Raw genomic sequence first — 24355 nt, forward strand, 5'->3', positions numbered from 1 at the left:
TGCAGGCCCTTCAATCGCAGGGCGCTATGAATTTTGACGGTGCTTACATGCCCGCGTAGTTCGGGCCACCGCCGCCTTCCGGCGTGACCCACACGATGTTCTGCGTGGGGTCCTTGATGTCGCAGGTCTTGCAGTGCACGCAGTTTTGCGCGTTGATCTGCAGGCGCTGGGCATCGCCGCCCTTGGTCGTGTCGGGCACAAACTCGTACACACCCGCCGGGCAGTAGCGCGCCTCGGGGCCTGCGTACTTGGCCAGGTTGATGTTGACTGGCACGCTCGCGTCCTTGAGCGTGAGGTGGGCGGGCTGGTTCTCTTCGTGGTTGGTGTTGCTGATGAACACGCTGGAGAGGCGGTCAAACGTGAGCTTGCCATCGGGCTTGGGGTAGACGATGGGCTTGCACTCGGCGGCAGGCTTCAGGTACGCGTGGTCGGGCTTGTCGCGGTGCAGCGTCCAGGGGATGTGGCCGCGCAGCACAAACTGCTCAAAGCCGTTCATCAGCGTGGCGGTGGTCAGGCCGTACTTGAACCAGTTCTTGAAGTTGCGGTCCTTGTTCAGCTCGGTATGCAGCCAGCTCTTTTCGAAGGCTTCGGGGTAGGCGGTCAGCTCGTCGTGCTGGCGGCCTGCCACCACGGCGTCATAAGCGGCTTCGGCGGCCAGCATGCCGGTCTTGATGGCGGCGTGGCTGCCCTTGATGCGACCCACGTTCAGGTAGCCCGCGTTGCAGCCCACCAGTGCGCCGCCCGGGAACACCGTCTTGGGCAAAGCGTTGATGCCGCTGGCGTTGATGGCACGTGCGCCGTAGGACAGGCGCTTGGCCGTGATTTCGCCCTTTTCGTTTTCGAAGTAGTAGCGGACGTTGGGGTGTGTCTTCCAGCGCTGGAATTCTTCGAACGGGCTCAGGTAGGGGTTGGCATAACCCAGGCCGGTGACGAAGCCCAGGGCCACCTTGTTGCCCTCCAGGTGGTACAGGAAGGCGCCGCCATAGGTGTCGTTCTCCATGGGCCAACCGGCGGTGTGCATCACAAAGCCGGGCTGGTGCTTCTTGGGGTCGATCTCCCACAATTCCTTCACGCCGATGCCGAAGCTTTGCGGGTCGCGGTCCTTGTCGAGGTGGAACTTGGCGATCAGCTGCTTGCCCAGGTGGCCGCGTGCGCCTTCGGCAAACACGGTGTACTTGCCCAGCAGCTCCATGCCGAGCTGGAAGTTCTCGGTGGGCTCGCCATCTTTGCCAACGCCCATGTTGCCGGTGGCCACGCCCCGTACCGCAGGTACGCCTCCATTTTCGGAGCCGTCTGTGTAGAGCACTTCAGCAGCGGTGAAGCCGGGGAAGATTTCCACGCCCAGGGCTTCGGCCTGTTCGCCCAGCCACTTGGTCAGGTTGCCCAGGCTGATGATGTAGTTGCCATGGTTCTGCGCAAACGGTGGCAGGAACATGTTGGGCACACGGAAGCCCGACTTTTCGCTCAGGAAGATGTAGGCGTCGTCGGTGACGGGCTGGTTCAGCGGAGCGCCGCGTTTTTTCCAGTCGGGGATCAGCTCGGTCAGGGCCTTGGGGTCCATGATGGCGCCCGACAGGATGTGCGCACCGGGCTCGGACCCTTTTTCGAGCACCACGACCGAGACGTCCTGGCCTTTTTCGGCCGCCAGTTGCTTCAGGCGGATCGCAGTGGCAAGGCCGCCAGGGCCGCCGCCAACGACCACCACGTCGTATTCCATGGATTCGCGGGGGCCGTATTGGGCGAGGATTTCTTCGTTGGTCATGGGCTTCTCGTCGGGCGTTTGATAATGGATTATTTTCTACAGAGCGCCGACCGCGCCCTGTCTGTCTGGCGACTGATTGTATTCACGGAATATAGACAATCGAACGACCGTTCTATTTTGATCAGTAGGGAGACTCTAAATGGCGTACAGCATCGACTTGTCCGGCCGCGTGGCCTTCATCACGGGCGCATCCAGCGGGCTGGGCGCACAGTTTGCCCGCACGCTGGCCCGCGCGGGCGCAGGCGTCGTGCTGGCCAGCCGCCGGGTGGAAAAACTCAAGGAGCTGCGCGCGCGCATCGAAGGCGAGGGCGGTGACGCCCACGTGATCGAGCTGGACGTGACCGACCACGACTCCATCAAGTCCGCCGTGGCCCATGCCGAGACCGAAATGGGGTCGATTGACATTCTGGTGAACAACTCGGGCGTGAGCACCACCCAGCGCATCCAGGACGTGACGCCCGAGGACTACGACTTCATTTTCGACACCAACGTGAAGGGCGCCTTCTTTGTGGCGCAAGAGGTGGGCAAGCGCATGCTGGCCCGCTCGCGCGGCGCAGCGCCGGGCAGCTTCACGGGCGGGCGCATCATCAATATCGCGTCGATGGCGGGCCTGAAGGTGCTGCCGCAGATCGGCGCCTATTGCATGAGCAAGGCTGCCGTGGTGCAGATGACCCGGGCGATGGCCCTGGAGTGGGGCCGGTTCGGCATCAACGTGAATGCGATCTGCCCTGGCTACATCGATACCGAGATCAACCACCACCACTGGCAGACCGAGCAGGGCAAGAAGCTCATGGACATGCTGCCGCGCAAGCGCGTGGGCCAGCCTCAGGATCTGGATGCGCTGCTGGTGATGCTGGCCAGCGACCAAAGCCATTTTGTGAACGGGGCGGTGATCGCTGCCGATGACGGCTTCGCGGTCTGATCCCCGGGGTACGGGCGGCTATGAAAATCGAAATCCCTGAGGTCAAGAAGCTGGTCTTTGAAATGCGGTTCCCGGTGCGCTGGGGCGACATGGATGCAATGGGCCATGTCAACAACACCGTGTACTTCCGCTACCTCGAAACCGCGCGCATCGAGTGGATGGTGTCGGTGGGCTGCAACCCCGACCCGCGCGGGCAGGGGCCGGTCATCGTCAATGCGTTCTGCAACTTTTACAAGCAGCTCGAATACCCGGCGGACGTGCTGCTCAAGCTTTACGTGAGCGACCCGGGCCGCACCACGTTCGAGACCTGGGGCACGATGGAACGCGTGGACCAGCCGGGCGTGATTTGTGCGGCGGGCGGCGCCACGACGATCTGGGTGGACTTTCCGCAGCAGAAGGCCGCACCGCTGCCGGACTGGATGCGGGCACTGGTGACGGCTGGTTGATCCGCAGGGCGGGCCCCTGCCTCGATGAAGGCCTCTAGCACCCGTTTGAGGGTTATTTTGGTCGGTGGCGCAGGTATCACATGCCTGGTGTGCTATCAAAAACATAGTGTTCGAGCTGGCGTGGCTTGGTGTGCGGCCGACGTGCAACCCTCTCCATCTGGACCGTGCGCACGCTACGGCCCGGCGGCCTGCAGTGGCGCTTGCCGGGTATCCTCGTTCAATTTGTTACCTGTTAGGATGGCCTGAAGGACGACCGAAGAAAACGAATAGAGCCGGGTAAGGAGACTCCCCACCCTGCACCGACGTGCCGTTTTGTGCTTTCTGAATGAATCCATCCATCCAAGCAAGCGCAGCTGCCAGCAGCATCCACAAGGTGACCAATCTGGTCATCGCGTCGGTTCTTTTGATGGTGGGCCTGTACGCCTTTGACGAATGGGGTCAGGTCAAGGAGCGGGAAGAGCAGCACATGCAGTCCAACCTGATGCTGCTGACGCGAACGCTGGACACCTTCTTTCTCTCCAAACGCGCCGGCATGTTCAGCCTGGCAGAAACGATGGCCGTCTCCCCCGGTGGCATCGACAACCTGGCGCTGGCGCAGCAGCTGCTGGCGGACTACCGCAAGCACCGCCCCGAGGTCCGCCAGATCTCCCTGAGCGACATGAACGGCAAGGTACTGGCCTCGTCCCATACGGCGGGCAGGAACGTCCAGCGCGATGTGGCGGATCAATCCGGTTTTCAGGACCTTGCGCGGGACGCGAAGGACCTTCACGACATCTACCTGGGACGACCCCAGCGTGACGCGCAGGGCCAGGACTGGGTGTTCACCTTGCGTCATGTGCTGCGGGACGCGCAAGGGCAGCCCCGTGCGGTGCTGACGGACGTGTTTCCGGTCGATTTTCTGGAGTCGCTCTGGCAGGACGCGCCGCTGGTGCAGCAAATCACCGTGGGTGTGCTGCGCGATGACGGCTACCTGATGTCCCGCTATCCCGTGCCCGCCACGGTCACCAAGGACGAGGTGTACGGCACACGCCGGGACGGGGCGCTGATACGGTATCTCACGCAGCACCGGTTCCCGGTGCAAGGCCGGGTCGAGGGGCCCAATGCGCTGTTGAACGGGCAGAACTTCATCAACCTGTTCCACCGGCTCGACAAACTCCCCGCGACCGTCTTTGTGGGGCAGCCCGAGATCCGGTTCTTTCAGGTCTGGGCCCGCAGCATCGACACGCCGCTGGCCTTGACGGCCCTGTTGCTGGTGTTCATCAAGCTCGTATCACGGCGCCTCGCCCGCCGTGAGCACGAAGCCGAGCAGCAGCGGCTGGCGGTGGAGCGGGTGCTGCGTGAGAGCGAGACCGAGCAGCGGTCCCTCATCGACAACCTGATGACGGGCCTGGTCATCCACGATGCGACGGGCGCCGTGGTGCGCTGCAACGCCGAGGCCAGCAAGCTGCTGGGGCTGAGTTTTGAGCAGATGACCGGCAAGCAGCTGATCGACCCGGCCTGGTCCTTCGTGAACGAGCAAGGGGCTGTGATGCCGGTGTCCGACTACCCCGCCTCGCGGGTGCTTGCGACCCGTGAACCCGTCAACGGGATAGTGGGGGGCATCGTCCGTGGCAAGGATGCAGACATCTGCTGGGTGCTCAGCCGGGCTGACCCGTGGTTCACCGCCGATGGACAGCTCGACAAGGTCGTGGTGACCTTTGTCGACATCACCATGCGGCGCAAGCTGACGTCGCAGCTGCAGGACCGCGAACTCAAGTTCCAGGCGCTGTTTGACAACAGCATGGACGCTGTGCTGCTCACCTCGCCCGATGGCACCGTGCTGGCCGTGAACCAGGCGGCGTGCCGCCTGTTTGGCTTGAGCGAAGCGCAAATCATTGCCCGGGGACGCGCGGGGCTGGCCGACCCCTCCGACCCCCGGTTGCACGAGCTGCTCGGGCGGCGCGAGCAGATAGGGCAGGCGGCCGGCCTGCTGACCATGGTCCGGGGCGATGGCAGCCAATTCACAGCCGAGATCAGCTCCAGCATCTACGGAGACAGCGAGGGCCGCCAATACAGCAGCATGATCGTTCGCGACATGACGGAGCGCCTGCGTAGCCAGGCCGAGCTGGAGGCCGCCAATGCGCAGATGCGCCGCATCAACGAACAACTGGCCGAGGTGGCGCACTTTGACATGCTGACGCACCTGCCCAACCGCGTGCTGCTGGCAGACCGGCTGCAGCAGGCCATGGCGCACTGCGTGCGGCACCAAAAGTCGCTGGCGGTGGCCTTTCTGGACCTGGATGGCTTCAAGGACATCAACGACCGCTATGGTCACGCGGCGGGCGACGAGTTTCTGGTGGCGATTGCCAAGCGCCTGCGGTTGGCATTGCGTGATGGCGACACGCTGGCGCGCATAGGCGGGGACGAGTTTGTGGCCGTCATGTCCGACCTGTCGACCGAGCACGACTGCGAACCCCTGCTGCTGCGGCTGCTGCAGGTGGCCGCAGAGCCGTTGCAGGTGGGCGGCAACTCCTTGCAAGTCTCCGCCAGTATCGGCGTCACCATCTACCCGCAAGACGGCTCCAGCTCGGAGCAGCTCATCCGGCATGCGGATCAGGCCATGTACCTGGCCAAGCAGGCGGGTAAAAACCGGTTCCACCTGTTCGATGTGGCCAGCGATGCTGCCATCCGCATCAAGCGCGAAAGCCTGGACCAGATTGCCGCTGCCATCGCGCTGCACCAGCTGGTGCTGTACTACCAGCCCCAGGTCAACATGCAGACGGGCGAAGTGGTGGGCATGGAGGCGCTGGTCCGCTGGCTGCATCCCGAACGGGGCCTGCTGGCGCCGGGCCAGTTCCTGCCGGTGATTGAAGACCATGACTTGGCCATGGCGATTGGCGAGCGGGTTCTGGACCTGGCCTTGTCGCAGATGGCGCAGTGGCTGGCGGCGGGGCTGCACATGCCGGTCAGCGTCAATGTGTTCTCCCGGCAGCTGCAGCGGGATGACTTTGTGCACAAGCTGCGCCAGGCACTGGCCGCTCACCCCACGGTGCCCTCGTCTTCGCTGGAGCTGGAGATCGTGGAGACCAGCGCGCTGCAGGACATGGCGCAGGTGTCAGGCCTGATGCACGCATGTGCCGAGCTGGGCGTGCGTTTTGCGCTGGACGATTTCGGAACAGGCTACTCTTCGCTGACCTATCTGAAAAAGCTGCCCGCAGAGCTGCTCAAGATTGACCAGAGTTTTGTGCGCGACATGCTCGATGACCGGGATGACCTGGCCATCGTTCAGGGCGTGGTCGGCCTGTCCAAGGCCTTCAATCGCAAGGTGATTGCCGAGGGTGTAGAGACCGTGGCCCACGGCCGCAAGCTGCTGGCCATGGGCTGCGTGCTGGGCCAGGGGTATGGCATTGCGCGGCCCATGCCTGCGCAGCAGGTGCCGGGCTGGCTGGACCAGTGGCGGGCGCAGCAGCCCTGGGTGCCCCAGGAAGACGTTGGCTTGCCTGCCTGATACCTGCGGCGGAGATGGCGAGGGCAAGGGGCGGCGCCATCTGCGGCGACCAGAAGGCAAGCAATGCCGTCAACCAGGCGGCAGGGCTACGCAGTGCGCCATGGGCATGCCCTGCGCCTCGGAGGCACCCAGCAAGAGCAGCCGCTGCAGCTCTGGCAGATAGCGGATGGCCGTCTGCGGGGCGCTGTAGCCGTTGCTGTTGTTTAGGCGCTCCTGCATGCGCAGCGCCAGACGGCTGGGCAGGTGTTCGATGCTGAGCGTGCGCACGCCCGTGTAGAAGGTGGTGTCGATGGTGCCTTCGGTGCCGAAAAAACCGCCACCCACGCGCGCGGCGCGGCGACGGCCCTCAAAGGCCGTGGCGATGCGCAGCTTTCCGTCGCGGCTGGTGCAGCTCCCTTCAAAGGCTGCAGCGCATTCCATGGGCAGGGGGTTTTGCTGCACCAAGACGGCCTGCACGGCGGGTGTTCGCAGCAGCGCAGGGGGCACGGGCTCCAGGCGCGCGCAAGCCGCTGTGGGCACCACCTGCCACGCCGTGGCGCCGGGCGAGTCCGGGATTTGCAGGCGCGAGCCGGCCACGCCGGCACCCAGGTAGTACGTGGGCGCCGCCCCGGCGTTGGACTCTTCGCGGAAGAGGGCGGAGGAGCGCGGCGGCGACAGGGCGCCCGCAGGCACAGCCACCGACAAGGGGTGAATGGGCAGCGTGCCCTCTGGCGGCCCAAACCCCGCAGCCTGCACCGCGGGGGCGGCCAGCACACAGAGCCAGATCGTTGCTGCGGCGCGCATGGTGGGAATCAGGCCGCAGGCTTGGCCTTCGGCACACGCCCCATCAGATAGAACTCGGGGTTGGGCTGCATGCCGGCGAAGCTGGCCATGCGGTTGGACAGGCCAAAGAACGCCGTGATGGCCGCGATGTCCCAGATGTCCTCGTCATCGAAACCATGCGGGTGCAGGGCCTCGAAATCGGCGTCGTCTATCTCGTGGGCGTTCTGGCACACCTTCATGGCGAAGTCGAGCATGGCCCGCTCCCGGGGGCTGATGTCTGCCTTGCGGTAGTTCACGGCCACCTGGTCGGCGATGAGCGGCTTCTTCTCGTAGATACGCAGGATCGCGCCATGCGCCACCACGCAATACAGGCACTGATTGGCGGCGCTGGTGGTGGTGACGATCATCTCGCGCTCGCCCTTGGTCAGGCTGCCTTCCTCCTTGAGCATGAGCGCATCGTGGTACGCAAAGAAGGCGCGCCATTCCGCCGGGCGGCGGGCAAACGCGAGGAACACGCTGGGGATGAACCCTGCCTTCTCCTGCACTTCAAGAATCCGCGCGCGGATGTCCTCGGGCAGGGTGTTCAGGTCGGGGAAGGGGTAGCGGCTCACGGTGGTCTCCTGGGTTTTTGTAGGGGGTGGATAACGAACGCAAGTATCAGGGATGCCACTGGGTCGCCCGTACGGGGGCATGGGACTGGGTTGCCGAACTCCCTGCCAGTGCGTAGGACAACTGCGTCGCCGCAGCAACCACGGTATGCGCCAGCGCTTCGAGCTTTACGGCGGGCAAACGCGAGGCCGGCCCTGAGATGCACACCGAGCCCATGAGCCGCCAGTGCATGCCAAACACTGGCGCCGACACGGTGGCCACGCCCTGTTCCCGTTCGCCAATCGACCAGTGGTAGCCCTTCTTGCGGATCTCTTCATAGGCCTTGCCCGGCTCGCCCGAAAACGCCAGGATCACGCGGCCCGGCGAACCCTTGTCCAGCGGCAGTCCTTCGCCCATGCGTGCGTGGTGGCGCAGCGCTTGCGGACCTTCCACGCGCACGAGGCAGGTGCGCACATTGCCTTCACGCACGTAAAACGCAGCGCTTTCGCCCGTGGCAACGGTCAGCTCACGCAGCGCAGGCTCCATCACGTTCTGCACGTCAAAACCCGCTTGGTAGCGCGCGCCCAGCCAGCCTGCTGCCGGGCCCAGGCGCCAGTCGCCGTCTTCGCGCTGCACCATGAACCCGGACTGCGCCAGCGTGCGGGCCAGACGCAGTACGGTGGTTTTGTGAAGGCTGCAGCGGCGGCTCAGCTCTGCCAGGGACAGGCTGGATTCGCCCAGCGCAAAGGCCTCCAGCACCTGCAGGGCACGCGTCACGGCGATCACGCCGCCGGTGTCCTTGGTCGCCGCTTCGGTCGGCGCGTCTGCGCTTTCATCGGCCCCAGCAGTGGTGGCATTCAGTTTGGCTGCCTTGCGCGGGGCAGGGCGCGCTTGCGAAGAGGGTGGGTTGCTCATGGCGCAATTCGTTTCATTGTATGCAACTGCATTGTATGGGTTGAAACGCGTGCGTACATTCGCACACCACGGCGCCGGACCCGAACAGGCCTTAGCAGACCGGTGTGACGAACCACCATAACGGAGACAAATCCATGATCGCTTTTTCATCGCTTTCACGTTCTTTGAGCGCGCGCCTGTGCGCTGCCTTTCTGGGCCTCGCCGCCGTGGGCATGCCCCACGGCGCCGTGCAGGCGCAAACCGCCTATCCCGCCAAGCCCATACGCCTGATTGTTCCGTTCCCACCCGGCGGCGGTACGGACATGATCGCCCGCGCCGTGGCGCAGAAGGTGGCCGACCAGAACAAGTGGAACGTGATCGTGGACAACCGCCCCGGTGCCGGCGGCAATCTGGGGGTGGACGCCGTGGCCAAGTCCGAACCGGACGGCTACACCCTGGTGATGGGGCAGACCAGCAATCTAGCCATCAACCCCACGCTGTACAAGAAGCTGCCCTACGACCCGCTCAAGGACCTGGCGCCCGTGGCGCTGGTGTCTTCCTCGCCCATCGTGATGGCCGTGCCGGTCAACTCGCGCTTCAAGACCTTTGCTGATGTGGTGGCTGCTTCCAAGGGCAAGCCTGATGCCTTGACGCTGGGCTACTCGGGCAACGGCACCGTAGCCCATCTGGCTGGTGAACTGGCCGAGAACGCGGCTGGCATCCAGCTGCGCCACATCCCGTACAAGGGCGCAGCCCAGGCCATGACGGACCTGATGGGCGGGCAGATCGACCTGTACATGTCGTCCGTGCCCACGCTGCTGGGCCATGTGCGCAATGGCAAGCTCAAGGTCATTGCCATCACCTCGGCCCAGCGTTCCGCACAACTGCCCGATGTGCCCACGCTGGCAGAGTCCGGGTTCAAGGGCTTTGAAGCCGTGACCTGGTTCGGTGTGCTGGCCCCGGCGGGCACGCCCGCAGCCATCGTGGCGCAGCTCAACAAGGCCATCAACCAGGCCCTCAAGCAGCCGGACGTGGCTGACAAGCTGCGCTCTGAAGGCGGCGAAATCCTGGGTGGCACGTCCGAGCAGTTCTCGGCTGTGCTGCGCACCGAAGTGCCCCGCTGGTCCAAGATCGTGAAGGACTCGGGCGCTAGCCTGGACTGATCGACCCACCCCGTCCATCCCCCGCTGACAGCCCATCGCCATGACCCGCGATTGCCTTGCCACGCCCGTACCGTTCTCGCAGGGAACGGCGGTGCCTCGCACCACACTGCCTGCGGGGGCCTGCGACTGCCATGTGCATGTGTACGACCAGCGCTTTCCCGCGGCGCCTGGTGCCAAGTTGTTGCCACCCGATGCATCGGCCAGCGACTACCGCGCGCTGCAGCAGCGCCTGGGCACCGAGCGCACGGTGCTGGTCACGCCCTCCACCTACGGTGCGGACAACCGCTGCATGCTGCAGGGCCTGGCCGCGTTGGGCGAGCAGGCCCGGGGCGTGGCCGTGATCGATGGCCGCGAGAGCGATGCCCAGCTGCAAGCCCTGCACGATGCGGGCGTACGTGGCGTGCGGCTGAACCTGTCGCTGGGCGTTACCGGCTCGGTGGACTCCATCTTGCCCCTGGCCCGGCGCATTGCGCCCTGGGGCTGGCACCTGCAGCTGCTGATGGCGCCCGATGTGCTGGCTAGTCTGGGCGATGTGCTGCGCAGCGTGCCCGTGCCCCTGGTGTTCGACCACCTGGGCCGCATCGCCCCCGCGCAGGCGGGGCAGCACCCCGCCCATGCGCTGTTGCTGCAACTGCTGGGCGAGGGCCGGGCCTGGGTCAAGCTCTCGGGCGGCTACATCGTCAGCGCCACCCATGCGGTGGACGATCCCGCACTCGACGCGCTGGCCACCAGCTACCTGCGTGCGGCGCCTGAGCGCGTGCTGTGGGGCAGTGACTGGCCCCATGCCACCGCCAGCGCGGGCATGCACCCCTTGCCTGACGACGCATTGCAGATCGACACCCTGGCGCGCTGGTGCGATCAGGCCGGTGCCGATGCGCTGCACCGCGTGCTGGTCACCAACCCCGCCGCGCTTTACGGCTTTGCGCCGGTATCGATTTCTTCATCACCCACCCCTGTCTGAGGGCCTTGCACCATGACCTCTTTGTCTCCCCTTTCCCCGCGCGGCGTGCAGCGCCGCCAACTGTTGACCACCCTGGCCCTTGCGGGCGCCGGTGTGGGGGCCGGTTTGCCCGCCTGGGCGCAGGGCGACTGGCCCGCGGGCAAGCTCATCACCTGGGTGGTGCCGTACCCCGCTGGGGGCAGCACCGATGTGCTGGGCCGCAACATTGCGCTCAAGCTGGGCGCGGCGCTGTCCACCAACGTCATCGTGGACAACAAGGCCGGGGCCACGGGCACCATTGGCGCGGCGTATGTGGCCAAGGCGGCGCCCGACGGGCTCACGCTGCTAGGCACGTCCATTGGCCCGCAGGCGATTGCGCCGCACCTGATGGCCAAGCTGCCCTATGACCACATCACGGCGTTTGAGCCTGTGATCACCGTGGGCACCATTCCGCACATTTTGGTGGTGGGCGCGAACCAGCCGTTCAAGACGGTGGCGGATCTGCTGGCCGCTGCCAAGGCCCAGCCCGGCAAGCTGGCGTTTGCCTCCGGCGGCAACGGCACGATTTTGCAAATGCAGGGCGAGCTGCTGCAGCAGCAAACCGGCGCGCGCTTCATCCATGTGCCCTACAAGGGCGACACCCCCGCGTTGCAAGACACGCTGGCCGAGCAGGTGCAGTTCATGTTTGCCCCCGCAGCCGCCGCCCTGCCGCATGTGCAGTCGGGCAAGTTGCGCGCCCTGGCCGTCACATCGGCCCAGCGTCTCAAGGCCCTGCCTGCCGTGCCCACCATGGGCGAGGCGGGGATCAAGGACTTTGTCGTGGAGCAGTGGCAGGCCGTGTTTGCCCCCGCCAAGACACCCGCCGCCATCGTGCAGCGGCTGAACCGCGAGATCGCCGCCGCGCTGAAAGACCCCGCCCTCGTCGCCCTTGCCGACAAGCTGGGCGTGACGCTGGTGGGCGGCACGCCCCAGCAGCTGTGCGACCTGCAAAAGGCCGACTCCGCCAAGTGGGCCAAGGTCATCAAAGACGGAAACATCAAGGCCGACTGATACCCGCGATCCACCCACCGCCTCTGGCGTTGTTGCCGCGCCTTGTTGTACCGCTGGTACTGCCTGCGACGCGGCGCCTAGCCAGAGACGCCGGGTGAATCGCCCAAGCACCTGTCCAAAAACAAACCGCTGCTTCTTCGTTTTCATTACCTCAACCGGACCGATCCCATGAGCCAACTCCCTGAAATCATCCGCACCATCGACCGCGTCAGCGCCGACGTCGTGGCCAAAGCCTCTACCTACCAAGCCGCCATCCTGGCCGACGTGGCGGGCCGCCGCGGCACCATGCATGGCCGCGTGGCGCCCGTGCACCAGAGCATGAAGGTGGCTGGCCCCGCCTTCACCGTGGAAGTGCGCCCCGGCGACAACCTCATGATCCACGCCGCCATCGCCCTGGCCCAGCCGGGCGATGTGCTGGTGATTGACGGCAAGGGCGACCAGACGGCGGCGCTGATGGGCACGCTGATGCTCAGCGCCTGCAAGAAGCGTGGCGTGGCGGGTGTGATCGTGGACGCCGCCATTCGCGACAAGCTGGAAATTCTGGAACTGGACTTCCCCGTGTTCAGCGCCGGCTTCAACCCCGCCGGCCCCACCAAGTACGTGCCCGGCCGCATCAACCACCCCATCAGCGCCGGTGGTGCCACCGTGAACCCCGGTGACCTGGTGGTGGGCGATGCCGATGGCGTGGTCGTCATCGAGCGTGATAAAGCCCCCGCCATGATGGCCCTGGCCGACAAGAAGGTGGCCGACGAGGCCGCCCGCATCGAATCCATTGCCCGTGGCGACACCGCCGCGAAGTGGCTGCCCGCCGCCCTGCGCGCCGCGGGCGTGCTGAAAGAAGGAGAAACCCTGTGAGCCAACCTACCATCATCGTGACTGGCGCCGACTTGGCGCAACAAGCCCTCGACCTGCTGACGGACTACGCAATCGTCTACGCAGGCAAGACACCCACGGAAGAGGACCTGGTGGCCTTGTGCCGCACGCACAACCCCGTAGCCATGATCGTGCGCTACGGCAAGGTGGGCGCTGCGGTGATGGACGCAGCCCCTGCGCTCAAGGTCATCTCCAAGCACGGCAGCGGCACCGACACCATCGACAAGGTCGCCGCCAAAGCCCGTGGCATTGAAGTGGTGGCCGCCGTGGGCGCCAACGCCGCCGCCGTGGCCGAGCAGGCCCTGGCGCTGCTGATGGCCTGCGCCAAATCGGTGGTGCAACTCGATGCGCGCATGCACGCCGGTCACTGGGACAAGGCCACCCACAAGAGCCTGGAACTCGGTGGCCGCACCGTAGGCCTGGTGGGCCTGGGCGCCATTGGCCTGCGTTTTGCCAAGATGGCCGACGCACTGGGCATGCGGGTGATTGGGTTTGACCCGTATGCCAAAAACCTGCCCGCGTACGTGCAAGCGGTGGACCTGGAAACGATCTGGCGCGAATCGGATGCGATTTCGCTGCACTGCCCGCTGACCGACGACAACCGGGGCATGCTCAACGCCACCACGCTGGCGCAATGCAAGCGCGGCGTGATTGTGGTGAACACCGCACGCGGCGGCCTGATTGACGAGGCCGCACTGCTGGCGGCCGTGCGCTCGGGCCAGGTGATGGCGGCAGGACTCGACAGCTTTGCGGTGGAGCCTATGACGGCCGGCCACCCCTTCCAGGGCGAGAAGAACTTCATCCTCAGCCCCCACATCGGCGGCGTGACGAGCGATGCCTACGTGAACATGGGTGTGGGCGCAGCCAAGAACCTGCTGGCCGTGCTGGCCCGCAGTGCTGTCGCTGCCTGAGCATAGATTTCTTCCACAACAACCATGTGGCCGGTGCCGCGCGCGCTGAAGCGTGGTGCGGCATCGGCACCTCACGGAGACAAGCAACATGATCCAAATTCTCAAAACAAATCGGCCGCTAACACTTGCGAATAAAGCGCTGGCAGCTATGGCTTTGGTAGTGACTGCCACTGCGGGTGTGCTGAGTGCAGCGCCTGCGCAAGCCCAAGGCACCTGGCCAGACAAGCCGCTCAAGCTGGTGGTTCCGTACCCAGCCGGTGGCAATGCCGACAACACCGCACGCCTGCTGGCCACGCAACTGGGTCATCGCCTGGGCCAGCAGGTGGTGGTGGACAACCGCCCTGGCGGCAGCGGCACGATTGGCGCTGCGGTCGTTGCCAAGGCACCTGCCGATGGCTACACGCTGCTGCTCGATGCCACGGCCTTCACCGTCAACCTCAGCCTGTTCCCCAAGCTGCCGTTCGATGCAGCGAAGGACTTTGCACCCATCTCGCTGGTACTGCAGGTGCCGCTGTTCATGGTGGTGCCTGCCAACTCGCCTTTCCAGTCGGTGGCGGACGTAGCCAAGGCCGCCAGGGCGCGGCCGGGCCATCTGACCTACGCATCGGCGGGCAACGGCGGCGCGCAGCATCTGGCGGGCGAGCTGTTCAAGCAGGGGCAGAAAGTGGCCATTACCCACATCCCCTATCGGGGCGGTGCACCTGCGCTCACCGACCTGATCGGCGGGCAGGTGGACGTAATGTTCAGCGCCACCACGGCCAGCGGTCCGTTCGTCAAAAGCGGCAAGCTGCGGGCGCTGGCCATCTCGTCGCCCCGCCGCGCCGAGGGTTGGGAGTCTGTACCCACCGTGGCCGAGTCTGGCGTTCCTGGCTTCCACGTCAGCGAGTGGAACGGCTTTTTCGCCCCCGCAGGCACACCGCGCCCCGTGCTGGAGCGGCTCGAGGCAGAAACCCGCGCCATCGTGGCCAGCCCCGAAATGAAGAAGCGCTTTGCCGAACTGGGTGTGCAGGGCGTGGGCTCCAGCGCGCAGGAGTTCAGCGCCTTCCTGAAAGCCGAAACCACCAAGTGGGCCGAGGTGATTCGCACTGCCGGCATCCGCATGGACTGAGGACGCCTTCGCCATGTTCAAGCAAAAAATGCCTCTGGCGCTTATTCGCCAAGCGCTGGTAGCTATTATTTTGGTAGCAAATGGCGCTGCCTATGCGCAAACGGGCACAGCTACCTACCCGACCAAACCCGTAAAGCTGGTGGTGGGCTTTGCCGCTGGTGGCCCCACCGATGTGGTGGCGCGTGCGTTTGCCGACCACGCCAGCCGCGCCCTGGGCCAGCCCTTCATCATCGACAACAAGCCGGGCGCGGGCACCGTCATTGCTGCGCAGGCTGTGGCCAGCGCCCCGGCCGATGGCTACACGCTGCTGTTCGGTGCCACCAACCACACGATGATTCCGGGGCTGTACCAGGGCCGCGTCAAGTTTGATGCAGTGAAGTCCTTCCGCCCTCTGTGCACGGTGGCTGGCAGCCCCACGGTGCTGGTGGTGGCACCCGGTCTGCCGGTAAAGACGCTTGCCGACTACCAGGCCAAGGCCCGTGCCGAGCCCGGCCGCGTGACGGCAGGCACGGCCGGGGTGGGCAGCTCAGGCCACTTTGCCACCGAGATCTTTGCCCGCGCCCAAGGCCTGCAGCTCAACCATGTGCCCTACAAGGGCGCTGCACCCGTGGTGACGGACCTGATGGGCGGCCAGCTCGACAGCTCGTTTGCCACGCTGGGCTCGGTGCTGCCGCAAATCCAAAGCGGCAAGCTGCGTGCGCTGGCCGTGGGCGCACCCAAGCGCTCGGCCCTGGTGCCCGACGTGCCGACGTTTGCCGAGGCAGGCGGCGGCAATTACGCTGCCGACGTGTGGTACGGCGTGCTGGCCCCCGCAGGCCTGCCCGAGCCTATCGCCTTGGCGCTGGAGCGCACGGCTGCCGACTTTGCCAAGAGCGCATCGGCCATCGACAGGCTGCGCGGCCTGGGGCTGAACGCCGAATCGGTCTGCGGTAATGCCTTTGCCAGCCGCGTGGCCCGCGAAGTGACCACGTATAGCCAGATGGCCAAAGCGCTCGACCTCAAAGCTGATTGAACGACAAGGAGACTCTCATGCGACGCACTCACACCTCACTGGGCGCAGCCCTTGTGCTGACCTTCGCCATGGCCCATGCCATGGCACAAACCGGCTACCCGGACAAAGCCGTCAAGATCGTGGTGCCATACCCACCCGGCGGCGCGGTCGATCAGGTGACCCGACGCATAGCCCAAAAGCTCACGGAGCAAACCGGCCAGAGCTTCTTTGTCGAAAACAAGGCCGGTGGCACGGGCACCATCGGTGCCAACCAGGTGGCGCGTTCGCCGGGTGATGGCTATACGCTCATGGCCAATGACACCACGTACTCCATCCTGCCCCAGGTGTTCAAGAAGCTGTCTTGGGACTACGCCAACGACCTGGTGCCTGTGGCCGGTTTCAATTTCGCCCCCACCACCGTGGTGGTGGCCGCCAACTCCCCGTTCAAAACACTGGGCGAGCTGGTGGCGTATTCCCAAGCCAACCCGGGCAAGCTCAACTACGGCACCGGCGGAGCAGGCACCATGCCCCACTTCGCCACAGAAGCATTGCAGGGTGCCAGCGGCCTCAAGGCCACCCACGTGCCCTTCAAAGGCGCTGGTGAAGCCACCTTGGCGTTGCTGGGCGGAACCATCGATTTCCAGATCGCATCGACCCCAGGCGTGATGGGGCAAGTGCGTGGCGGCAAAGTGCGCTTGCTTGCAGTCAGCGGCGAGCAGCGGCTCAAGGCCGTGCCCGATGTGCCCACGTTTGCTCAGGCAGGCGCGCCGGGCTACAAAGTGGTCAATTTCACCGGCCTGTGGGCTCCCAAGGGCACGCCGGAGGCGGTACTGGACAAGCTGCGCCAGGAAATCACCAAAGCCATGGCCAGTGCCGATCTTCAGACCTTTGCTACAGACCTCGGCGCTGTGCCCAGCGTGCTCAGTGGAGCCGCCTTTGCCGACAAGCTGAAGGCAGATGCCCAGCTGTGGGAGTCTGTGGCGGTCAAAGTGGGTATCGAGAAGCAATGACCCCCGTGCCCCACTCCGTGGGCCTGAACCGCCCACAGCGCCCGTTGCCGCCCGGCGCCTGCGACAGCCACATGCACATCTTTGATCCGCGCTTTGCACCATCAAGCCACTGGCCGCGCACGCCGCCGGTGGCCCCCGTGGCGGCGTATCGGCAACTGCAGGCGCGCCTGGGCACCGCGCGCACGGTGGTGGTCACGCCATCCACCTACGGCACCGACAACGCGTGCACGCTGGATGCGCTGGACCAACTGGGCGACGCTGCGCGCGGCGTGGCCGTGGTGGGCGAGGATGTGAGCGCGGATGAACTGGCCCACCTGGCCGCACGCCGTGTGCGCGGGCTGCGGGTCAACTTTGTCTCGCCCCAATCTTGGGGCACCACCACACCTGACATGCTGGCCACGCTGGCGCGCAAGGTGGCTGATCATCCGGACTGCGCGGACTGGCATATCCAGATTTTTGTGCACCCTGAGCAACTCATCGAACTCGCGCCGCAGCTGCACACCTTGCCTGTGCCTCTGGTCATAGACCACCTGGGCCGCATCGACCCGGCGGAAGGCCCGGCTACGCAGGCCTATGGCGTGGTGTGCGGCCTGCTGGATGGAGGCAACACCTGGGTCAAGCTCTCGGGCGCCTATATGCGCTCGACCGTGCATGGCCCCAGCTACGCCGACACGCTGCCGCTGGGCCGGGCCCTGGTGCAGGCTGCGCCCGAGCGCCTGGTGTGGGGCAGCGACTGGCCGCACACCACTGAGGCGCCCGGCACTGTGAACGATGCCGATCTGGTGGATTTGCTGCAGGCCTGGGCTGGCAGCGATGCCGCCATGGACCGCATCCTGGTCGACAACCCGGCGCGGCTGTATGGTTTCGATACCGCCGCCCCCGCTTGAACGAGTCATCTGAACGAATTGGAAAGACCCGCCATGTGTTTGCTGCAAGCCCCTGAGGTTCGCGACCTCGATGTGTTCACCACCATGCCCGAGCACTTTCGCCGCCGCGAGCGCAGTGACTGGGCCGACGCCAACCGGGGCGGCACCATCACCGATTCGTTTCTGGAAGGCCCGGTGTTTGACGATGCGGGCAACCTCTACGTCAGCGATATCCCCTGGGGCCGGGTCTTTCGCATCAACCCGCAAGGCGAATGGGCGCTGGTGGCCGAGTACGACGGCGAGCCCAACGGCCTGAAGTTTTTGAAGCCCGGCACGCTGCTCATCACCGACTACAAGAACGGTCTGATGCAGCTGGACGTGGCCACAGGCGCTGTCACACCGTACCTGCAGCGCCGCAACAGCGAGCGCTTCAAGGGCGTGAACGATCTGATCTTTGACGCCGAAGGCAACCTGTATTTCACCGACCAGGGCCAAAGCGGCCTGCACGACCCCAGTGGCCGCCTGTACCGTCTGCGACCCAACGGCCAGCTCGACTTGCTGCTGCACAACGTGCCCAGCCCCAACGGCGTGGCCCTGTCGCCCGATGGCCGTGTGCTGTACCTCGCCGTGACGCGCGGCAACTGCGTGTGGCGCGTGCCGCTGTTGCCCGATGGCAGCGTGGCCAAGGTCAGCCAGTTCTTCACCTCGTATGGCCCCAGCGGCCCGGATGGTCTGGCTGTGGATGCCGAGGGCCGCTTGCTGGTGGCCAACCCCGGCCTGGGTTATGTGTGGGTGCTCAACCACCGTGCCGAGCCGGTGCAGGTGCTGCGCGGCGTGCCGGGCAGCTCCACCACCAACCTGGCGTTTGGTGGGGCAGGGCGCACTACGGTGTATGTCACGGACTCCACCCATGGTCGCATCCTGCGCGCTGGCATGACGGCGCCTGGACTGCCGCTGGCTCGCTTGCGATAGGGCGATCTCCTGTTTGATGAATCCATGGGGTGCAGTGAAATCAATGGAGTGAAGGTGTTTTATTGAAATTGGCTATTGATGAGATTCAATCGATTCAATTTACCTGTCATGGTTTGCTTCCTACCATCTGTCCTGTCGATACGATTTGCCGACGCGCTTTCACAGGAGATGACCCATGACGACAGAAGCCAAGTGCCCCTTTGACCACACCAAGGCCACGCCCACGGGCCCCCGCAATGCCGACTGGTGGCCCAACCAACTCAATCTCCGCCCTCTGAACCAGAACTCCCCGCTCACCGACCCGATGGGAGACGGCTTCAATTACGCCGAGGAATTCAAGAGCCTGGACTTGGCTGCCGTGAAGGCCGACCTGCGCGCACTGATGACCGACTCGCAGGACTGGTGGCCCGCAGACTTCGGCCACTATGGGCCGCTGTTTGTGCGCATGGCATGGCACAGCGCAGGTACCTATCGTCTGGCAGACGGTCGTGGTGGCGCCGGGGCCGGGCAGCAGCGTTTTGCGCCGCTCAACAGCTGGCCCGACAACGCCAACCTGGACAAGGCCCGCCGCCTGCTCTGGCCCGTCAAGCAGAAGTACGGCCGCAAGATTTCGTGGGCCGACTTGATGATCCTGACCGGGAACGTGGCGCTCGAATCCATGGGCTTCAAGACCTTTGGTTTTGCGGGTGGGCGCCCTGACGTGTGGGAACCCGATGAGAACGTGTACTGGGGTGCTGAATCGACCTGGCTCGGCAGCGACAAGCGCTACAGCGGCGAGCGTGATCTGGCCAACCCGCTGGCCGCCGTGCAGATGGGCCTGATCTATGTGAACCCCGAAGGCCCGAACGGTAACCCCGACCCCATCGCTGCTGCACGCGACATCCGCGACACCTTTGCGCGCATGGCCATGGACGATGAAGAAACTGTGGCGCTCATCGCTGGCGGCCACACTTTTGGCAAGACCCACGGCGCAGGCGATGCTGCCCTGGTGGGCAAGGAGCCCGAAGGCGCAGGCATCGAAGAGCAGGGCCTGGGCTGGAGGAGCAGCTACGGCACGGGCAAGGGCGGCGACACGATCACCAGCGGCCTGGAAGTGACCTGGACCACCACGCCCACGCAGTGGAGCAACAACTACTTTGAGAACCTGTTTGGCTACGAGTGGGAGCTGACCAAGAGCCCTGCAGGCGCCCACCAGTGGACGGCCAAGGGGGCTGAGGCGACGATCCCGCACGCCCACGACCCGTCGAAAAAGCTGGTGCCCACCATGCTCACCACCGACCTCTCGCTGCGCTTTGATCCGGCCTACGAGAAGATCTCGCGCCGCTTCTTGGCCCATCCTGAGCAGTTTGCCGACGCGTTTGCGCGCGCCTGGTTCAAGCTCACGCACCGCGACATGGGGCCGCGTGCCCGCTACCTGGGCCCGGAAGTCCCCGCCGAAGTGCTGATCTGGCAAGACCCGGTTCCCGCCGTGGATCACGCTCTGGTCAACGCGCAGGACATCGCCGCGCTCAAGGCCAAGGTGCTGGCATCGGGTCTGTCCATTCCAGAATTGGTGTCTACGGCCTGGGCCTCCGCTTCCACCTTCCGGGGCGGCGACAAGCGCGGCGGTGCCAACGGCGCGCGCATCCGTTTGGCGCCGCAGAAGGACTGGGCCGTGAACCAGCCTGCGCAGCTGGCCAAGGTGCTGGGTCAACTCGAAGCCATCCAGCGCGACTTCAATGCCGCGCAGACGGGCGGCAAGAAGATCTCGCTCGCTGACCTGATCGTGCTGGCCGGTGGCGCCGCCGTCGAGGCTGCAGCGAAGAATGCCGGGCAGGAGGTGACCTTGCCTTTCACCCCCGGCCGCACCGATGCCTCGCAGGAGCAGACTGATGTGCCTTCTTTCGAGGTCATGGAGCCTGTGGCCGATGGCTTCCGCAACTATGTGCGTCCTGGCCTGGAAGGCGCCGTGGCCGAGCTGCTGGTGGACCGCGCCAATCAGCTCACGCTGACAGCGCCCGAAATGACGGTGCTGGTGGGCGGCTTGCGCGTGCTGGGTGCCAATGTGGATCAGGCGGCCCATGGTGTCTTCACACAGCGCATCGGCACTTTGAGCAATGACTTCTTTGTGAACCTGCTCGACATGCGCACCCAATGGCAGAAGTCGGCGGGCGCAGCAGGTGTGCTGGACGGTGTGGACCGCAGCACCGGTGCCAAAAAATGGACCGGCACGGTGGCCGACCTGGTGTTTGGCTCAAACTCCGTGCTGCGCGCGCTGGCCGAGGTCTATGCCAGCAGCGATGCGCAGGCGGTGTTTGTGCAGGACTTCGTCAAGGCTTGGACCAAGGTGATGAACCTCGACCGGTTTGACCTGGCCGCAGGCGGCGCCAGCGCCTGAATCCCAGGGCCTCTGCTCCATGCCGTTGAAAGGCGGCATGGGTTGGGCTGAACATGCCTTGATCGAGCCCGGTGTGTGCAGTGCACGCGCCGGGCTTTTTGTTCTGTGGTTTTCATGACGGGGGCGTTGCGCTTGCTCGCTACCATCGGGCCTTGATGTTTCAACCTTTCAAGGAGAGTGCGCGTGACAGCAACCCCGTCCAAAGACTACGAAAAAGGCCTGGCCACCCGCCGGGAGGTCATGGGTGATGATTTTGTGGACCGTGCGCTGGGCAACGCCACTTCTTTCACGCAGCCCATCCAGGAATACATCACGCGCAATGCGTGGGGCGATGTCTGGCAGCGCCCCGGGCTGGACCGCAAGACCCGCAGTTTGATCACGGTTTCCATGCTGATCGCGTTGGGCAAGCAGCACGAACTCAAGGGCCATGTGCGTGGCGCGCTGAACAATGGCGCCACGGCCGAGGAACTGCAGGAGGTGCTGCTGCACGCCAGCGTCTATTGCGGCCTGCCGACGGCGGTAGAGGCGTTTCGCACCGCTGCGGAAGTCATTGACGGACCTGTGGGACCTGCCAAGTAGCAGGCCCGCGACTGGTGGGGGCGACGCACAGGCCGCCCCGCTTCAGCCGCCTGCCAGCAGCTTTTGCACCAGATCGGCTGCGGTGGATGCGTTGTACTTGCGCATGAGGCGCGCGCGGTAGATCTCCACGGTGCGGTGGCTGATCTCCAGCGCCCGGCCAATTTCCTTGGAGGTCAGGCCTTCCAGCAGGCGTGCGGCCACCTCCCGCTCACGGCCCGTCAGCTCGGCCTTCACGGTGCGCTGCGAGCTGAGGTCCTCAAAGCTCCAGATACCTGATTCATGCGGGGCATTGCGGTTGAGTGCGCGGCCCGACACGTGGCACCAGAAGACCTCGCCATTGGCGCGCTTCATGATGCGGTTGTCCGCATAGTGGCCCTTGGCGTTCAGGATGGGCTCCATGTGTGCGCCCAGGCGCTCGTACTCGTCAGCGCTCGGATAAAGTATCTGGAACGACTGGCCGATCAGCACCTCGCGTGAGGCACCGAACATCTCGCACACATGGCGGTTGCAGTCGACCATGGTGCGGTTGCGCGACAGCACCAGCCCCACGGGAGCCATGTCAAAAGCGAGCCGGTAATCCACTTCCATAGTGCTAATCTTTACGGAAAACTACTTATTTAAGTACGTAGTATCGTAGCGCATCCCATTCATAAGGAGATCGTGGTGAACAAGATATTCCCCTCCGCAGCCGAAGCCCTGAAGGGCGTGGTTGCAGACGGCCAACTCATGGCTGTAGGCGGTTTCGGGCTGTGTGGCATTCCTGAAGCCTTGATCGACGCGCTGCGTGATTCGGCCGTCAAGAACCTCACCGTGATCTCCAACAACGCGGGCGTGGACGGCTTTGGTCTGGGCAAGCTGCTCGAAACCCGTCAGATCAAGAAGATGATCTCGTCGTACGTGGGCGAGAACAAGGAGTTCGAGCGCCAGTACCTAGCGGGCGAGCTGGAGCTGGAATTCACCCCCCAAGGCACGCTGGCCGAAAAGCTGCGCGCAGGCGGCGCGGGCATTCCGGCCTTCTTCACCAAGACTGGCGTGGGCACTATCGTGGCCGAGGGCAAGGAGCTGCGCGAATTTGACGGCGAAACCTATGTGATGGAGCGCTCCCTGGTGCCCGAGGTCTCGCTGGTCAAGGCCGACGTGGCCGACAAGTCGGGCAACCTGCGCTTCAACCTCACCGCGCGCAACTTCAACCCCGCCGCCGCCACTGCAGGAAAGGTCTGCATCGTTGAAGTGGAAAAGATCGTGGAAGTGGGCGAACTGGCCCCCGACGACATCCACCTGCCTGGCATCTACGTGCACCGCATCGTGCTCAATGCCAACCCCGAAAAGCGCATCGAAAAACGAACGATCACCGAGAAAGCAGGAGCCTGACCATGCCGTGGACCCAAGACCAGATGGCCGCCCGTGCGGCCCAAGAACTCGAAGACGGCTTTTATGTGAACCTGGGTATCGGCATCCCCACGCTGGTGGCCAACTTCACCGGTGACAAGGAAGTGTGGCTGCAGTCCGAGAACGGCATGCTGGGCATCGGTCCCTTCCCGACCGAAGACCAGGTGAACCCGGACCTGATCAATGCCGGCAAGCAGACGGTGACGACCATCAAGGGCTCGTCCATCTTCGGCAGCGACCAGTCGTTTGCCATGATCCGTGGCGGCAAGATCAACCTGTCCATCCTGGGTGCCATGCAGGTCAGCGAAAAGGGTGACCTGGCCAACTGGATGATTCCCGGCAAGATGGTCAAGGGCATGGGCGGCGCCATGGACCTGGTGGCGGGCGTCAAGCGCGTGATCGTGCTCATGGAGCATGTCGCCAAGAAGAAGGACGGCACCGAGGACCTGAAGATCCTGCCCCAGTGCACCTTGCCCCTCACAGGCGTGGGCGTGGTGGACCGCATCATCACCGACCTGGCCGTCCTGGACGTGACGCCTCAGGGCCTGAAGGTGGTGGAGCTTGCTCCCGGCGTGACCTTTGAGGCTCTGCAGGCCAAGACCGGCGTCACGTTGATCCCCTGAGCGTTGGGCCACTATCGTAGTGGCGCCACAAAAAAGGCCGGGGCCCCTCACAGGGCCCCGGCCTTTTGCATTTGCACAGCTCTTTCACAAAGCCCCCATGCCGTGCGCACGGGGCCTGTGGCAATTACATCGCGTTGCCGATTTCGCCCGAAGAGATCTGGCCGGTGCGCAGGGCTTCAGCAGCCTGGGCACGCACAGCAGCGCGGTCAGCGGTGGACTTGTAGGTCACCACACGCGAACCAGCAGGCTCTTGGCTGCGGGTTTGTGCCACGGTAGCAGCTTCGGCAGCCACTTCAGCACGGGTGCGGTTGGTTTCGAACTTGGTGGCGAACTGCGAAGCATCGGCTTCATCAGCGTGGGCGCCAAAAGCGGCGAAAGCGGCAACAGCAGCAACGGACAGGAAACGGACAGACTTGTTCATGGTGAAACTCCGGAAAATTTGAAAAAGAGGGACTTGGGTACTGAGAGATACGGCGCAACCAGAGCGGCAGATTCAGCCGCCCCGGGTCAATCAGCCGCGCTCACCCGAAGAAATCTGGCCGGTACGCACAGCTTCAGCAGCCTGGGCACGCACGGCAGCGCGGTCAGCCGTGGACTTGTAAGTCACCACACGCGAACCAGCGGGTTCGATGGAGCGGGTCT

At 64.8% G+C, this 24355-nt stretch carries 23 protein-coding genes and 1 pseudogene; 17 read left to right on the plus strand and 7 right to left on the minus strand.

Annotated elements, in window-relative coordinates; translation table 11 throughout:
- Positions 1-43 precede the first annotated feature (43 nt).
- Entirely contained in the window at positions 44-1762 is a 1719-nt protein-coding gene (locus ACODSU_RS17200; RefSeq protein ID WP_488843486.1) for an electron transfer flavoprotein-ubiquinone oxidoreductase, read from the minus strand.
- Between the two features lie 139 nt (positions 1763-1901).
- Between ACODSU_RS17200 and ACODSU_RS17205 the strand changes: the two genes are divergently transcribed.
- The 3 genes from ACODSU_RS17205 (at position 1902) to ACODSU_RS17215 (ending at position 6617) form a co-directional block, all read left to right on the plus strand.
- Positions 1902-2684 (plus strand): SDR family oxidoreductase, encoded by a 783-nt coding sequence (locus ACODSU_RS17205; protein ID WP_015014335.1) that lies wholly within the window; start codon positions 1902-1904, stop codon positions 2682-2684.
- 20 nt (positions 2685-2704) lie between these two features.
- Positions 2705-3130: an acyl-CoA thioesterase gene (locus ACODSU_RS17210; protein WP_110958852.1), complete on the plus strand. Its 426-nt coding sequence runs from the start codon at positions 2705-2707 to the stop codon at positions 3128-3130.
- Between the two features lie 325 nt (positions 3131-3455).
- Positions 3456-6617 (plus strand): EAL domain-containing protein, encoded by a 3162-nt coding sequence (locus ACODSU_RS17215; RefSeq protein ID WP_488843488.1) that lies wholly within the window; start codon positions 3456-3458, stop codon positions 6615-6617.
- 69 nt (positions 6618-6686) lie between these two features.
- On the opposite strand, the gene ACODSU_RS17220 is transcribed toward ACODSU_RS17215, so the two are convergent.
- From ACODSU_RS17220 to ACODSU_RS17230, 3 genes are read right to left on the minus strand one after another with little or no spacing between them, the layout of a single operon-like run.
- A complete protein-coding gene (locus ACODSU_RS17220) occupies positions 6687-7400 on the minus strand; it encodes a hypothetical protein (RefSeq protein WP_488843490.1) in 714 nt (237 codons plus the stop codon).
- Between the two features lie 8 nt (positions 7401-7408).
- On the minus strand, positions 7409-7990 hold the full coding sequence (locus ACODSU_RS17225) for a peroxidase-related enzyme (RefSeq protein ID WP_488843492.1): 582 nt from the start codon (positions 7988-7990) through the stop codon (positions 7409-7411).
- Between the two features lie 46 nt (positions 7991-8036).
- Entirely contained in the window at positions 8037-8882 is an 846-nt protein-coding gene (locus tag ACODSU_RS17230) for an IclR family transcriptional regulator (protein ID WP_488843494.1), read from the minus strand.
- Between the two features lie 134 nt (positions 8883-9016).
- Here ACODSU_RS17230 and ACODSU_RS17235 point away from each other — a divergent pair, with 134 nt between their 5' ends.
- From ACODSU_RS17235 to pcaC, 12 genes are all read left to right on the plus strand, one after another.
- Positions 9017-10024 (plus strand): Bug family tripartite tricarboxylate transporter substrate binding protein, encoded by a 1008-nt coding sequence (locus ACODSU_RS17235; protein WP_488843496.1) that lies wholly within the window; start codon positions 9017-9019, stop codon positions 10022-10024.
- Positions 10025-10064: 40 nt separating this feature from the next.
- A complete protein-coding gene (locus tag ACODSU_RS17240; protein WP_488843498.1) occupies positions 10065-10985 on the plus strand; it encodes an amidohydrolase family protein in 921 nt (306 codons plus the stop codon).
- A gap of 12 nt (positions 10986-10997) precedes the next feature.
- A complete protein-coding gene (locus ACODSU_RS17245; protein WP_488843500.1) occupies positions 10998-12014 on the plus strand; it encodes a Bug family tripartite tricarboxylate transporter substrate binding protein in 1017 nt (338 codons plus the stop codon).
- A gap of 168 nt (positions 12015-12182) precedes the next feature.
- Entirely contained in the window at positions 12183-12869 is a 687-nt protein-coding gene (locus ACODSU_RS17250; RefSeq protein WP_488843502.1) for an RraA family protein, read from the plus strand.
- Entirely contained in the window at positions 12866-13798 is a 933-nt protein-coding gene (locus tag ACODSU_RS17255) for an NAD(P)-dependent oxidoreductase (RefSeq protein WP_488843504.1), read from the plus strand. Before ACODSU_RS17250 ends, ACODSU_RS17255 begins: the two co-directional genes overlap by 4 nt.
- Positions 13799-13946: 148 nt before the next feature.
- The gene (locus tag ACODSU_RS17260; protein ID WP_488843506.1) at positions 13947-14906 is read left to right on the plus strand and encodes a Bug family tripartite tricarboxylate transporter substrate binding protein; all 960 of its coding nucleotides are present in this window, start codon (positions 13947-13949) and stop codon (positions 14904-14906) included.
- 13 nt (positions 14907-14919) lie between these two features.
- On the plus strand, positions 14920-15918 hold the full coding sequence (locus ACODSU_RS17265; protein WP_488843508.1) for a Bug family tripartite tricarboxylate transporter substrate binding protein: 999 nt from the start codon (positions 14920-14922) through the stop codon (positions 15916-15918).
- Positions 15919-15935: 17 nt separating this feature from the next.
- On the plus strand, positions 15936-16907 hold the full coding sequence (locus ACODSU_RS17270; RefSeq protein WP_488843510.1) for a Bug family tripartite tricarboxylate transporter substrate binding protein: 972 nt from the start codon (positions 15936-15938) through the stop codon (positions 16905-16907).
- Positions 16904-17794 carry an amidohydrolase family protein gene (locus ACODSU_RS17275; protein WP_488843512.1) on the plus strand — a complete coding sequence of 297 codons (891 nt, stop codon included), beginning with the start codon at positions 16904-16906 and terminating at the stop codon, positions 17792-17794. Before ACODSU_RS17270 ends, ACODSU_RS17275 begins: the two co-directional genes overlap by 4 nt.
- A gap of 33 nt (positions 17795-17827) precedes the next feature.
- On the plus strand, positions 17828-18745 hold the full coding sequence (locus ACODSU_RS17280; protein ID WP_488843514.1) for an SMP-30/gluconolactonase/LRE family protein: 918 nt from the start codon (positions 17828-17830) through the stop codon (positions 18743-18745).
- A gap of 175 nt (positions 18746-18920) precedes the next feature.
- Positions 18921-21122, plus strand: coding sequence for a catalase/peroxidase HPI (gene katG, locus ACODSU_RS17285; RefSeq protein ID WP_488843516.1), 2202 nt, complete (start codon positions 18921-18923; stop codon positions 21120-21122).
- Between the two features lie 183 nt (positions 21123-21305).
- Positions 21306-21701: a 4-carboxymuconolactone decarboxylase gene (gene pcaC / locus ACODSU_RS17290; RefSeq protein ID WP_488806720.1), complete on the plus strand. Its 396-nt coding sequence runs from the start codon at positions 21306-21308 to the stop codon at positions 21699-21701.
- A 42-nt stretch (positions 21702-21743) separates the two neighbouring features.
- On the opposite strand, the gene ACODSU_RS17295 is transcribed toward pcaC, so the two are convergent.
- Positions 21744-22289 (minus strand): LuxR C-terminal-related transcriptional regulator, encoded by a 546-nt coding sequence (locus ACODSU_RS17295; protein ID WP_015014316.1) that lies wholly within the window; start codon positions 22287-22289, stop codon positions 21744-21746.
- A 75-nt stretch (positions 22290-22364) separates the two neighbouring features.
- On the opposite strand from ACODSU_RS17295, the gene ACODSU_RS17300 reads away from it, so the two are divergent.
- A complete protein-coding gene (locus ACODSU_RS17300) occupies positions 22365-23072 on the plus strand; it encodes a CoA transferase subunit A (protein WP_015014315.1) in 708 nt (235 codons plus the stop codon).
- Positions 23073-23074: 2 nt separating this feature from the next.
- The gene (locus tag ACODSU_RS17305) at positions 23075-23713 is read left to right on the plus strand and encodes a 3-oxoacid CoA-transferase subunit B (protein ID WP_015014314.1); all 639 of its coding nucleotides are present in this window, start codon (positions 23075-23077) and stop codon (positions 23711-23713) included.
- Positions 23714-23837: 124 nt separating this feature from the next.
- On the opposite strand, the gene ACODSU_RS17310 is transcribed toward ACODSU_RS17305, so the two are convergent.
- Both ACODSU_RS17310 and ACODSU_RS17315 read right to left on the minus strand, forming a co-directional pair.
- Entirely contained in the window at positions 23838-24134 is a 297-nt protein-coding gene (locus tag ACODSU_RS17310) for a hypothetical protein (protein WP_015012217.1), read from the minus strand.
- Positions 24135-24224: 90 nt separating this feature from the next.
- Positions 24225-24355, minus strand: a pseudogene (locus ACODSU_RS17315) (DUF4148 domain-containing protein); the annotation flags it as partial.

The sequence above is a fragment of the Acidovorax sp. FG48 genome (assembly GCF_057809085.1).

Coding starts and splice junctions, on each gene's coding strand:
- ACODSU_RS17250 (WP_488843502.1), top strand. CDS start 12,183: ATGAGCCAACTCCCTGAAATCATCCGCACCATCGACCGCGTCAGCGCC.
- ACODSU_RS17210 (WP_110958852.1), top strand. CDS start 2,705: ATGAAAATCGAAATCCCTGAGGTCAAGAAGCTGGTCTTTGAAATGCGG.
- ACODSU_RS17215 (WP_488843488.1), top strand. CDS start 3,456: ATGAATCCATCCATCCAAGCAAGCGCAGCTGCCAGCAGCATCCACAAG.
- ACODSU_RS17235 (WP_488843496.1), top strand. CDS start 9,017: ATGATCGCTTTTTCATCGCTTTCACGTTCTTTGAGCGCGCGCCTGTGC.
- ACODSU_RS17265 (WP_488843508.1), top strand. CDS start 14,920: ATGTTCAAGCAAAAAATGCCTCTGGCGCTTATTCGCCAAGCGCTGGTA.
- ACODSU_RS17305 (WP_015014314.1), top strand. CDS start 23,075: ATGCCGTGGACCCAAGACCAGATGGCCGCCCGTGCGGCCCAAGAACTC.
- ACODSU_RS17260 (WP_488843506.1), top strand. CDS start 13,947: ATGGCTTTGGTAGTGACTGCCACTGCGGGTGTGCTGAGTGCAGCGCCT.
- ACODSU_RS17310 (WP_015012217.1), bottom strand. CDS start 24,134: ATGAACAAGTCTGTCCGTTTCCTGTCCGTTGCTGCTGTTGCCGCTTTC.
- ACODSU_RS17270 (WP_488843510.1), top strand. CDS start 15,936: ATGCGACGCACTCACACCTCACTGGGCGCAGCCCTTGTGCTGACCTTC.
- ACODSU_RS17295 (WP_015014316.1), bottom strand. CDS start 22,289: ATGGAAGTGGATTACCGGCTCGCTTTTGACATGGCTCCCGTGGGGCTG.
- ACODSU_RS17245 (WP_488843500.1), top strand. CDS start 10,998: ATGACCTCTTTGTCTCCCCTTTCCCCGCGCGGCGTGCAGCGCCGCCAA.
- ACODSU_RS17230 (WP_488843494.1), bottom strand. CDS start 8,882: ATGAGCAACCCACCCTCTTCGCAAGCGCGCCCTGCCCCGCGCAAGGCA.
- ACODSU_RS17240 (WP_488843498.1), top strand. CDS start 10,065: ATGACCCGCGATTGCCTTGCCACGCCCGTACCGTTCTCGCAGGGAACG.
- katG (WP_488843516.1), top strand. CDS start 18,921: ATGACGACAGAAGCCAAGTGCCCCTTTGACCACACCAAGGCCACGCCC.
- ACODSU_RS17280 (WP_488843514.1), top strand. CDS start 17,828: ATGTGTTTGCTGCAAGCCCCTGAGGTTCGCGACCTCGATGTGTTCACC.
- ACODSU_RS17205 (WP_015014335.1), top strand. CDS start 1,902: ATGGCGTACAGCATCGACTTGTCCGGCCGCGTGGCCTTCATCACGGGC.
- ACODSU_RS17275 (WP_488843512.1), top strand. CDS start 16,904: ATGACCCCCGTGCCCCACTCCGTGGGCCTGAACCGCCCACAGCGCCCG.
- ACODSU_RS17200 (WP_488843486.1), bottom strand. CDS start 1,762: ATGACCAACGAAGAAATCCTCGCCCAATACGGCCCCCGCGAATCCATG.
- ACODSU_RS17220 (WP_488843490.1), bottom strand. CDS start 7,400: ATGCGCGCCGCAGCAACGATCTGGCTCTGTGTGCTGGCCGCCCCCGCG.